Origin of the sequence: Actinomadura sp. (genome assembly GCF_044508335.1) — a bacterium.
In the GTDB taxonomy this organism is placed as follows: domain Bacteria; phylum Actinomycetota; class Actinomycetes; order Streptosporangiales; family Streptosporangiaceae; genus Spirillospora.
Genome location: NZ_JBIQHY010000173.1, coordinates 1 through 10,389 on the forward strand (window position 1 = coordinate 1; position 10,389 = coordinate 10,389).

At 72.9% G+C, this 10,389-nt stretch carries 11 protein-coding genes; 5 read left to right on the forward strand and 6 right to left on the reverse strand.

The genetic code is table 11. The features are described from left to right. The coding region (add, locus tag ACIWVC_RS32780; protein ID WP_396455031.1) for an adenosine deaminase at nucleotides 1-915 on the reverse strand (915 nt) is incomplete at its 3' end. Between the two features lie 183 nt (nucleotides 916-1,098). Further along, on the reverse strand, nucleotides 1,099-1,977 hold the full coding sequence (locus ACIWVC_RS32785; protein WP_396455032.1) for an A/G-specific adenine glycosylase: 879 nt from the start codon (nucleotides 1,975-1,977) through the stop codon (nucleotides 1,099-1,101). A 69-nt stretch (nucleotides 1,978-2,046) separates the two neighbouring features. Here ACIWVC_RS32785 and ACIWVC_RS32790 point away from each other — a divergent pair, with 69 nt between their 5' ends. Further along, nucleotides 2,047-2,664 (forward strand): hypothetical protein, encoded by a 618-nt coding sequence (locus tag ACIWVC_RS32790; RefSeq protein ID WP_396455033.1) that lies wholly within the window; start codon nucleotides 2,047-2,049, stop codon nucleotides 2,662-2,664. 87 nt (nucleotides 2,665-2,751) lie between these two features. Here the strand turns inward: ACIWVC_RS32790 and disA are convergent, their stop codons facing one another. The 4 genes from disA to ACIWVC_RS32810 form a co-directional block, all read right to left on the reverse strand. Further along, the gene (gene disA, locus ACIWVC_RS32795) at nucleotides 2,752-3,834 is read right to left on the reverse strand and encodes a DNA integrity scanning diadenylate cyclase DisA (protein WP_396452429.1); all 1,083 of its coding nucleotides are present in this window, start codon (nucleotides 3,832-3,834) and stop codon (nucleotides 2,752-2,754) included. A gap of 112 nt (nucleotides 3,835-3,946) precedes the next feature. Continuing rightward, the gene (gene radA / locus ACIWVC_RS32800; RefSeq protein WP_396455034.1) at nucleotides 3,947-5,383 is read right to left on the reverse strand and encodes a DNA repair protein RadA; all 1,437 of its coding nucleotides are present in this window, start codon (nucleotides 5,381-5,383) and stop codon (nucleotides 3,947-3,949) included. Nucleotides 5,384-5,413: 30 nt separating this feature from the next. Next, nucleotides 5,414-6,478 carry an alpha/beta fold hydrolase gene (locus tag ACIWVC_RS32805; protein WP_396452433.1) on the reverse strand — a complete coding sequence of 355 codons (1,065 nt, stop codon included), beginning with the start codon at nucleotides 6,476-6,478 and terminating at the stop codon, nucleotides 5,414-5,416. Between the two features lie 36 nt (nucleotides 6,479-6,514). After that, the gene (locus tag ACIWVC_RS32810; protein ID WP_396452435.1) at nucleotides 6,515-7,213 is read right to left on the reverse strand and encodes a class I SAM-dependent methyltransferase; all 699 of its coding nucleotides are present in this window, start codon (nucleotides 7,211-7,213) and stop codon (nucleotides 6,515-6,517) included. Between the two features lie 155 nt (nucleotides 7,214-7,368). On the opposite strand from ACIWVC_RS32810, the gene ACIWVC_RS32815 reads away from it, so the two are divergent. The 4 genes from ACIWVC_RS32815 to ACIWVC_RS32830 all read left to right on the forward strand — a co-directional run. After that, nucleotides 7,369-8,253, forward strand: a complete 885-nt coding sequence (locus tag ACIWVC_RS32815; RefSeq protein ID WP_396452437.1) for a sugar phosphate isomerase/epimerase family protein — start codon at nucleotides 7,369-7,371, stop codon at nucleotides 8,251-8,253. Further along, nucleotides 8,250-8,834 (forward strand): TetR family transcriptional regulator, encoded by a 585-nt coding sequence (locus tag ACIWVC_RS32820; RefSeq protein WP_396455035.1) that lies wholly within the window; start codon nucleotides 8,250-8,252, stop codon nucleotides 8,832-8,834. Before ACIWVC_RS32815 ends, ACIWVC_RS32820 begins: the two co-directional genes overlap by 4 nt. 81 nt (nucleotides 8,835-8,915) lie before the next feature. Further along, nucleotides 8,916-9,665: an ABC transporter ATP-binding protein gene (locus tag ACIWVC_RS32825; RefSeq protein ID WP_396452441.1), complete on the forward strand. Its 750-nt coding sequence runs from the start codon at nucleotides 8,916-8,918 to the stop codon at nucleotides 9,663-9,665. Continuing rightward, the coding region (locus ACIWVC_RS32830; protein WP_396455036.1) for an ABC transporter permease at nucleotides 9,662-10,389 on the forward strand (728 nt) is incomplete at its 3' end. The genes ACIWVC_RS32825 and ACIWVC_RS32830, both read left to right, overlap by 4 nt.

A 10,389-nucleotide genomic window follows, 5' to 3' on the forward strand; every position in this document is an offset into this window, starting at 1 on the left:
GGCGAAGGACGCGGTCACGGTGTCGCGGGCCAGTTCGGCGACGGTGCGGTCGTCGTAGCCGAAGGCGTCGCGCACGTTGGCGTACTCCGTGGTCAGCGACGTGTTGATCAGTGCCGGGATGTCGGTGTTGAGGGTGACCAGCAGGCCGGCGTCGCGGAGGCGGGGGAGGGGGTGCGCGCCGAGGGAGGAGACGAAGCCGAGGGCGACGTTGGACGACGGGCACACCTCCAGGGGAATCCCGCGTCCCCGGACCTCCGCCACGAGGCCGGGATCGTCCAGGACGCGGATGCCGTGGCCGAGGCGCTCGGCGCGGCCGGGGCCGATGGCCTGCCGGATGCTGGCGGGCCCCTCGCCTTCGCCCGCGTGGTGGACGACGTGCAGCCCGGCGTCGCGGGCGGCGGCGAAGACGTCGGTGAACGGGTCGCCCGGGTGCGCCTCGTCGCCTGCGAGGCCGACGGCCACGACGCGGTCGTGGCGGCGGGCGAGTTCGAGGGTCTTCCAGGCGCGCTCCACCGAGCGGCGCCGGGAATGGTCGAGGATGAGGCGACACTCGATCCCGAACGCCTCCTGCCCGGCCTCCAGGCCCTCCAAGACGCCCTGGAGGGGCATGGCGAGGTCGCCGAGCCGTTCGCCGTGTCCGGCCGCCGTGAACGACACCTCGGCGTAGCGGACGCCTTGGGCGGCTTCGTCCTCGCAGAACTCGTAGGCGATGCGGCGGAAGTCGCCGGGGCGGCGCAGGCACGCACGGACGAGGTCGTTCTGGGCGAAGAACGAGGCGAAGTCGCCGAACGAGCCCACGTCGCCGGGCACCCGCACGCCGTTCGCCGCGCCGATCTCCCGGAGCGTGGACCACCGGATGGTGCTCTCCAGATGGACGTGCAGATGGGCTTTCGGCAGGCTCAGCAGATCACGCACGCCGGTACGCTACGGCCGCCTCGGCCTCGCCGCCGAACCATTTTCCGCGGCGACGCGGAGGACGCGCATGTGGCCGCGAGCGACGCCCTCAGACGGGGGGTCGGCACCCGCGCAGGCCGACGACGACCAGATATGAGCGACGCGCTCGGACGGGGGTGGGTGTCCCATGAGGTGAGGGCTCCGTCAGGCGGGGAGGGCGTAGCGGCCGTCGTCCAAGGGGTCGACCAGGCCGTCGGCGATGAGGGCGTCCAGGGCGCGTTCGCGCTGGACGGCGTCCGACCAGACGACGTCGAGGGCCGGCTTCGCGACCGGGCCGTCCGCGTCCCGCAGTACGGCCAGGATGCGGCCCCGGCACTGGCGGTCTGTGCCCGCGTACGTCTGGCCCCGGCGCGGCGGGCCGTCGTAGGCGGGACGTCCGGCCAGCTGCCACGCGCACTGGCCGAGCACCGGGCAGTCGACGCAGCGCGGCGTGCGGGCGGTGCAGACCAGCGCGCCCAGTTCCATGACGGCGACGGCCCAGCGGGCGGCGGTCGCGGGATCGACCGGCAGGAGGCTCTCCGCGAGCGCCGCCTCGGCCTTCGTCTGCGACTTCGGCGGGTACTCGACGCCCGACACCAGCCGGGCCAGGACGCGCCGGACGTTGGTGTCGAGGACGGCGTGCCGCTGCTTGAACGCGAAGCTCGCGACGGCGGCGGCCGTGTACGCGCCGATGCCGGGCAGCGCGAGCAGCTCCTCGTGGGAGGACGGCACCTCGCCGCCGTGCCGTTCGGTGATCGCGCGGGCGCTCTCGTGCAGCCGCAGCGCCCGGCGCGGGTAGCCGAGCCGCCCCCACGCCCGGACGGCCTCGCCGGACGGTTCGGCGGCGAGGGCGGCAGGGGTCGGCCAGCGCGTCATCCAGGCGTCCCACACGGGCAGGACGCGGGCGACCGGCGTCTGCTGGAGCATGATCTCGCTGACGAGGACGCCCCACGGGGTCGCGTCCGGCGCCCGCCACGGCAGATCCCGGGCGTTCGCCTCGTACCAGTCGAGGATCGGGGCGGTGTAGGCGGAGTTCAGGTTCATGGTGCGCGGCCATTGTGGCACGCGGCGGGTCGTCCCCTCTTTCCGGTTCACTGAATGCATACTGACCGTATGTGTCCGAGTACTCGACGTGACTCTGGGGGTTCGGGGCTGGACCAGTACTGGCGGCGCCGCGCGGTGGCCCTGGCGGGCGTGCTCGGCGCGGTCGGCCTGCTGGCCTGGGCGTGCGCCGGGACGGGGAAGGGCGAGCCCGTCGGGGACGCGAAGGCGGCCGAGAGCGCGAGCGCGCCGGCGCCGCCCCCCACCGCGATGCCGACGGTCACGGTCACCACGACGACCACGCCCAAGCCGCAAGCGGGGGGCGACGGCGGCCCCTGCGGCGACGCGGACCTCGTCGTGAACATGTCGGCCGCCGGCACCACCTACAGGGGCTCCGAGCGGCCGGAGTTCCGGATCACGGTCGTCAACATCGGCACCGGCACCTGCACGTTCGACACGGGTTCGCTGGACGTCCGCATCACGTCCGGGCCGGACCGCATCTGGTCGTCCGCCGAGTGCCGCCGCGGTGACGCGCCCAAGGAGAAGCTCCGCCGCGGGATCCCCTACGTCGACACCGTCACCTGGGACCGTGAGCGCGGCTGCAAGGGCGGCACCCGCGCCCGCCCCGGCACCTATGTCGCCTCCCTCAAGGGCATGAAGGTCAAGGGCCGCGTCTTCCAGCTCCGCTGACCCGCGGAACGTTCCGGAGGCGCCGCGCCCGGTCGCGGGTCCCGCCCCCGCCGATCGCGGAGGGTGCCCGGCGGCCGCGTGCGCCGGTCAGACGTAGCGTTCCAGGATCGAGGATTCGGCGAGGCGGGAGAGGCCCTCGCGGACGCTGCGGGCGCGGGATTCGCCCACGCCGCCGACCGCCTGGAGGTCGTCGATGCTGGCGGCGAGGAGTTTCTGCAGGCCGCCGAAGTGCTCGACGAGGCGTTCGACGACCATGCTCGGCAGCCGCGGGACCTTCGCGAGGAGCCGGAAGCCCTTGGGGCTGACCGGCAGGTCGAGGGCGTCCGGGCCGGCGAAGCCCATCACCTCGGCGACCGTGGACAGGTCGAGCAGCTCGTTCGCGGTGAGGGTGTCGAGGGACGACAGTATGGCGGCGACGCCGCGGGCGCGGGTGTCGTCGGACGGGTAGTCGCGGACGATCAGCTCCCGGTCGGCGTCGACGCCGGAGACCAGCTCGTCCAGCTGGAGGGAGAGCAGGCGGCCGTCGGTGCCGAGCTCGACGACGTAGCCCTCGATCTCGTCGGCGATGCGCCGCACCATTTCGAGGCGCTGGACGACGGCGCTGACGTCGCGGACGGTGACGAGGTCTTCGATTTCGAGGGCGGAGAGGGTGCCGGAGACCTCGTCCAGGCGGAGTTTGTAGCGTTCGAGCGTCGCCAGGGCCTGGTTGGCCTTGGAGAGGATGGCCGCCGAGTCTTCGAGGACGTAGCGGATCCCGTCCAGGTACAGCGCGATGATGTGCATCGACTGGCTGACCGAGATGACCGGAAGGCCGGTCTGGCGGGCGACGCGCTCGGCGGTGCGGTGCCGCGTCCCCGACTCCTCGGTGGGGATGGTCGAGTCGGGCACGAGGTGGACCGCGGCGCGGACGATGCGGGTGTGGGTGTGGTCGAGGACGATCGCGCCGTCCATCTTGGCGAGCTCGCGCAGCCGGGTCGCGGAGAACTCGACGTCGAGTTCGAAACCGCCCGTGCAGAGTTCCTCGACCGGTTTGTCGTAGCCGAGGACGATCAGGCCGCCGGTATGGCCCCGCAGGATCCGCTCGAGTCCGTCGCGGATCTGGGTGCCCGGGGCCACCGCTGCCAAGGTGGCGCGGCGTCGTTCGTCATGACCCTTGTCGTGTGCTGGCACCTGACCCCCGGAGGTCGCTGGACGGCGTCAGTTTACCGAGGCGGACCGGACCCTGGTTCCTCCCCAGGTCGCAAGCCTGAGTTGTGTGCAGTAATACTCTGGCGTGACCCCGTCAGGGCGCCGTAAACGCGACCTGCAGGGCCTGCTGCAGGCTGTCCACCTCCATCACCTTCATGCCCTCGTAGCTGCTGAGCTGCGGGTCCGCGCGCCGCAGCGGCGATCCGTCGGCGAGTTCGAGGGAGCCGCGCGGGACGACGGCGTGCTTGAAACCGAGCCGCACCGCCTCCGCGAGCCGCCGCTGGACGCCGGGCACGACGCGGACCTCCCCGGCGAGCCCGACCTCGCCGAGCGCGATCAGGCTGTTGGACAGCGCCTGCTCGACCGTCGAGCCCGCCACGGCCAGGGCGAGGGCCAGGTCGACGGACGTCTCGCTGAGCCGCACCCCGCCGACCGTCGAGACGTACACGTCCTGCTCGTGCATGGAGATCTTGCAGCGCTGCGCGAGGACGGCGAGGACCATCGCCACGCGGGAGGTGTCCAGCCCGGACGCGGCCCGGCGCGGCGCGGGCAGGTGCGACTTCGCGACGAGCGACTGCACCTCCGCGACGAGCGGGCGGCGGCCCTCCAGGGTGACGGTCACGCAGGTGCCGGGGACGGGTTCCTCGCGGCGGGTGAGGAACAGGCCGCTCGGGTCGGGCAGCCCGACGATGCCGACTTCGGAGAGGTCGAAGCAGCCCAGCTCGTCGGTGGGGCCGTACCGGTTCTTCACCGCGCGGATCATGCGGAGCCGCGAGTGCCGGTCGCCCTCGAAGTAGAGGACGACGTCGACCAGGTGCTCCAGCAGGCGCGGCCCGGCGATCGCGCCCTCCTTGGTGACGTGGCCGACGAGGACGACGGTGATGCCGCGCTCCTTCGCGACCCTGATCAGGTTCGCGGCGACCTCGCGGATCTGCGTGACGCCGCCGGGCGCGCCGTCGACCTCGGACGTCCCGATCGTCTGGATGGAGTCGACGACGAGCAGCGAGGGCTCCACCGAGTCGATGTGCCCGAGGATCGCCGACAGCTCGGTCTCCGCCGCGAGGTACAGGCGGTCGGTGATCGCGCCGACCCGGTCGGCGCGCAGCCGCACCTGCTCGGCCGACTCCTCGCCGGTCACGTAGAGGACGTTCGCGGCGCCGCCCTCCGCGGCGCCGCCCTCGGCCGCGGTCGAGGCGAGCGCGGCGACCTCCAGCAGCAGCGTCGACTTCCCGATGCCCGGCTCCCCGGCCAGCAGCAGGACGGCCCCCGGCACGATGCCGCCGCCGAGGACGCGGTCGAGCTCGTCCAGGCCCGTGGGCCGCGTCCGCGCCGACCGGACGTCCACCTGCCCGATCGGCCGCGCCGGGGCGCTGACCGGGCCCGCGGACACGACCCGCGCCGGCGTGGCGGACGCCGCCTCGGTGACCGTCCCCCACGTCTGGCACTCGCCGCAGCGCCCGACCCACTTGGACGTCTGCCACCCGCACTCCGAGCACCGGTAGGCCGCCTTGGCCGTCTTCGCCTTCGCCATGCGCGGCAGCCTAGAGCCCGCCGCCGACAGTTACGCGGCGTGCGCCTTGCGGGCGCGTTCGATCAGGTCGCCGAGGTGGTCGGAGACGGTGCCCGGCCGTTCCAGCATGGCCATGTGGCCGGCGCCGGGGACGACCTCCAGCCGCGCGGACGGGACGCAGGAGGCGATCTTGAGGCTGTGCTCGACCGGGGTGAGCATGTCGTTCTCGCCGCCGATGACGAGGGCGTCGGCGCCGGCGAGGGACGCGCAGTCGCTGATGACGTCCGTCGTGATCATGGAGCGGAAGTAGTCGGCGAACGCGTCCATGCGGGTCTCGGTCATCATCTGCTCGGAGAAGGCGACCGCGGCGGGGCTGGCGTCCGGGCCGAAGGCGACGAGGTCCTCGACGAGGGTGGCGGCGTCGCGGCCGAGGTGGCGGACCTTCTCGATGGCGCCGGACCCGGCGCCGAGCGCGGCGAGGGCGCGCGGCAGGACGCGGTGGGTGGCGCGCGCGACGAGCGCGGGCATGCCGAGGGTGACCTCGCCGAGGGCGCCGGACGAGGTGCACAGCAGCCCGGTCGCGATGATCTTGCGTCCGACGAGGCCGGGGTTCTCGTCGCAGTAGCGCATGACCGTCATGCCGCCCATGGAGTGGCCGACGAGGACGACGGGCGTTTCGGCGGGGACGGTGGCCTCGATGACGGCGGCGAGGTCGGCGGCGAGGCGGGGGATCGCGTACCCGTCGCGGGCGCCGCCGTCGGAGCGGCCGTGGCCGCGATGGTCCCAGAAGACGAGCCGGCCGAGGCCGCGCAGGGCCTTGCGCTGGAAGTGCCAGGAGTCCTGGGTGAGGGTCCAGCCGTGCGAGAACACGACGGCGAGGTCGGTGCGGTCGGCGCCGTCGATCTCGGCGTAGAGGCGGGTGCCGTCCTCGGCCCGGACGGGGACGGGGCGGCCGCGCAGCGACCCGAACGGCTCGCCGGCGAAGGGGTCGGGGCGCAGCTGGAGCCGGCGCATGGCGCGGCGCTGGGCGACCAGCCCGGCCCCGGCGCCGGCCGCGCCGACGGCGGTGGCGGCGGCGAGGCCGCCGAGCGCTCTTCCAGCAGTGACACGGCCCATGGTCCGCACCTCCTGTATGACCGACCAGTCAGTAACTCAGGGGCAACGCCACCACAAATTAACGGCATAGTCCACCTCGGTGCCCGGATGTTCGCGCAGGCAGTCGTCCGCCAGCTCGGGCGGGAACTCGATGCGCAGGACGGAGGCGAAGTCGTCCCTGCTCTGGAACGACCACCGGATCGTCAGCGCCTCGCGGGAGAAGCCGCGCCGCGACCAGAACCGCTCGACGGCGGCCGGGTCGTATTCCGGCAGGCTGCGCCGGAACCAGCGGCCGAACGTGGAGCGGGTGGCGTCGTTGTCGATGATGAAGATCGCCCCGCCGCGCCGGACGACGCGCTCCAGCTCGCGGAGGCCCGGTTCGCAGCCCGGCCCGAAGAAGTACGCCCAGCGGGCGTGGACGACGTCGATCGAGGCGTCCGGAAGCGGCAACGCCTGCGCCGCGCCGACACGGACCGTGACGTTGGGGAGGCCGCGGGTGCGGCGCGCCGCCGCCGAGGCGAGCGCGGCGTGCGGCTCCACGCCGATCACGCGGCGCGCGGCCGCGGCGAAGAACGGCAGGTGGAAGCCGGTGCCGCAGCCGACGTCCAGGACGTCGGCGCCGTCCCACGGGCGAATGGCGTGCATCGCGCCGGCGAGCACGCCGTCGGGGTCGACGGCGCGGTTCTCCACCTCGTAGACCTGCGGGGAATTCCAGATGTTGGGGCTCGGCACGGCGCCCGGCGCGATCTCGGCCACGGCGACCGAGGGTAGTCGGCGCCGGGGGCAGAGCAATGAGGATCACTCCGGGCGGTTGTTTCATCACGGCCGCCGCCGCATAGGCTTTACCGTGCGAACCCGATGACCATCAGGCCCGATCACACCGTCGAGCGATCATTCCTGGCGAGGAAGCCTTGACCCCGCAGCACAACGGCGTCAGTACACCGGCTCTCCGGGTACCGGACGCGCCGATCACGCTCTCCACCGCGTCGGTCTACCCCGAGAAGGTACCGAGCGCGTTCGAGATCGCCGCGCTGCTGGGCTACGACGGCGTCGAGGTCATGGTCTCCACGGACGCCTCCTCGCAGGACCTGAACGTCCTGCGCCGGCTGTCCGACTACCACCAGGTGCCCATCAAGTCGATCCACGCGCCCTGCCTGCTGCTCACCCAGCGGGTGTGGGGGCGCGAGCCCTGGGGCAAACTCATCCGCTCCAAGGACGTCGCCGAGGCGCTGGGCGCCGAGGTCGTCGTCGTCCACCCGCCGTTCCGCTGGCAGCGCGACTACGCCAAGGAGTTCGTCGAGGGCCTCGCCCGCATGCAGGACGAGACGGACGTCCTGTTCGCGGTGGAGAACATGTTCCCGCTCAAGGCGCGCGGCGCCGAAGCGGGCATGTACCTGCCCGACTGGAACCCCGTCGACCAGGACTACCCGCACGTCACCCTCGACCTGTCCCACACCGCCGTGTCCGGGTCGGACGCCATCGACATGGCGGGGAGCCTGGGCGATCGGCTGCGGCACATCCACCTCGCCGACGGCGTGGGCATCACGAACAAGGACGAGCACCTCGTCCCCGGCCGGGGCAACCAGCCGTGCGGGGCGATGCTGGAGAACCTCGCCGAGGGCGGCTTCCGCGGGCACATCGTCCTGGAGGTCAACACCCGGCGGGCGTCCAGCCGCGTCGAGCGGATGGAGGACCTCGCCGAGGCCCTGGCGTTCGCCCGCCTGCATCTCGCGGCCGCCGACCGCACCTGGGAGGTCACGCCGGCCGGGGAGGTCACCCGCCGGGGCGCCCGGTGACCAGCACCGCCGCGCCGCGGGGCCGCCGGCCCGGCCCGACCGAGACCCGCGAGCAGATCCTGGCCGCCGCCCGCGAGCTGTTCGCCGAGAAGGGCTACGACGGCGCGTCGCTGCGCGCCATCGCCCGCGCCGCCGGCGTCGACCCCGCCCTCGTCCACCACTTCTTCGGCAACAAGGAGGGCGTGTTCATCGAGGCGATGCGCTTCCCGGTGGACCCGTCCGTCATCCTGCCGCGCGTCATGGCGGCCCCCCGCGACCGTCTCGGCGAGACGATGGTCCGCACGTTCCTGGACGTGTGGGGGGACGACGACCGCCGCGCCCCCATGCTGGCGATGCTCCGCTCGGCGATGACGAACGAGCGGGCGGCGGCGCTGCTGCGCGAGTTCGTCTCGGTCGCCCTGTTCGGCCGCGCCCGGCAGGCCACCGAGGCGCCGCCGCTCGGCATCCAGGCGGCCGCCGGCCAGATGATCGGCCTGATGATCCTGCGCTACGTGCTGCGCATAGAGCCGCTGGCGTCCGCCTCCGAGGACGAGCTGATCGATCTGGTGGCCCCCACCATCCAGCGCTACCTGACCTCCTGACCCCCGCCCCGCACGCCCGCCGCGCGCGGGCCCATGCCCGGACCCCTTGACCGGGTTCGGGCGACGGCATAAATTCAACACATGATGAGTTCTAGCCCGGCGAGCGGCGCCGAGCCGGCCGTGAGCGTCCGCGACCTGCGGGTGGTGCGCGGCGGCCGCGAGGTGCTGCACGGGCTCACCTTCGACGTCCCGCGCGGCTCGGTCCTCGGGCTGGTCGGCCCGAGCGGCTGCGGGAAGACCACGCTGATCAGGGCGCTCGTCGGCGTCCAGATCGTGAAGAGCGGCACGGTGACCGTGCTCGGCGAACCCGCCGGGTCGGCCGGGCTGCGCCGCCGCGTCGGCTACGCGACGCAGTCCCCGGCCGTGTACGCCGACCTGACCGTCGCCGAGAACCTGCGCTACTTCGCGTCCGTGCTGCGCGCGCCCCGCTCGGACGTCGACCGCGTCATCGACGAGGTCGGGCTCGGCCGGAACCGCGACCAGACCGCCGCGACGCTGTCCGGCGGGCAGCTCAGCCGCGCCAACCTCGCCGTCGCGCTGCTCGGCGCGCCCGAACTGATCGTCCTGGACGAGCCGACCGTCGGCCTCGACCCCCTCCTGCGCCAGGAGCTGTGGGAGCTGTTCCGCGAACTCGCCGACCGCGGCGCCACCCTCGTCGTGACCAGCCACGTCATGGACGAGGCGGGCCGCACCGACCGCCTCCTCCTCATGCGCGAGGGCGTGATCCTCGCCGACGGCACCCCGGACGGGCTGCGCTCCCGCACCGGCACGGCCGACCTCGAAGCGGCGTTCCTGCACCTGATCACCGAGAAGACCGGGAGCCCGGCATGAGCGCGGCCGTCACGTTCGCCACGATGCGGCGCATCCTCGTGCAGCTCAGGCACGACCACCGCACGCTCGCGCTGCTGGTCGCCGTCCCGACGCTGCTGATGGTCCTGCTGCGCTACGTGTTCGACCAGCCGATGCTGTTCGACCGGCTCGGGCCGATGCTGCTCGGCCTGTTCCCGTTCATCGTCATGTTCGTCGTGACCAGCGTCGCCACCCTCCGGGAGCGGACGAGCGGCACCCTCGAACGCCTGATGACCATGCCGTTCGGCAAGCTCGACCTGCTCCTCGGCTACGCGCTCGCCTTCGGCCTGCTCGCGCTCGTGCAGGTCGGGTTCGTGCTGGCGATCTCGCTGACCTGGCTCGGCCTCGACCTGAACGGCTCCTTGGGATCGCTGATCCTCGTCTCCGTGCTGGACGCGCTGCTCGGCATGTCGCTCGGCCTGTTCGCCAGCGCGTTCGCCCGGACCGAATTCCAGGCCGTCCAGTTCATGCCCGCGTTCGTCCTCCCGCAGATGCTGCTCTGCGGGCTGATCATGCCGCGCGACGACATGGCGACCTGGCTGAACGTGACCTCCGACGTCCTACCCCTGTCGTACGCGGTAGAGGGCATGCAGGAGATCAGCGCCAGCCCCGACTTCACCGCCACCCTCACCCTCGACGTAACCGTCATAGCGGCGTTCACAGTCGTAGCCCTAATCCTGGGCGCAGTCACACTCCGTCGGCGTAC

Excerpts from the sequence above, each read along its gene's own strand:
- ACIWVC_RS32785 (WP_396455032.1), bottom strand. The coding sequence starts at position 1,977 with ATGAACCTGAACTCCGCCTACACCGCCCCGATCCTCGACTGGTACGAG.
- ACIWVC_RS32805 (WP_396452433.1), bottom strand. The coding sequence starts at position 6,478 with ATGGGCCGTGTCACTGCTGGAAGAGCGCTCGGCGGCCTCGCCGCCGCC.
- ACIWVC_RS32790 (WP_396455033.1), top strand. The coding sequence starts at position 2,047 with ATGTGTCCGAGTACTCGACGTGACTCTGGGGGTTCGGGGCTGGACCAG.
- radA (WP_396455034.1), bottom strand. The coding sequence starts at position 5,383 with ATGGCGAAGGCGAAGACGGCCAAGGCGGCCTACCGGTGCTCGGAGTGC.
- ACIWVC_RS32825 (WP_396452441.1), top strand. The coding sequence starts at position 8,916 with ATGATGAGTTCTAGCCCGGCGAGCGGCGCCGAGCCGGCCGTGAGCGTC.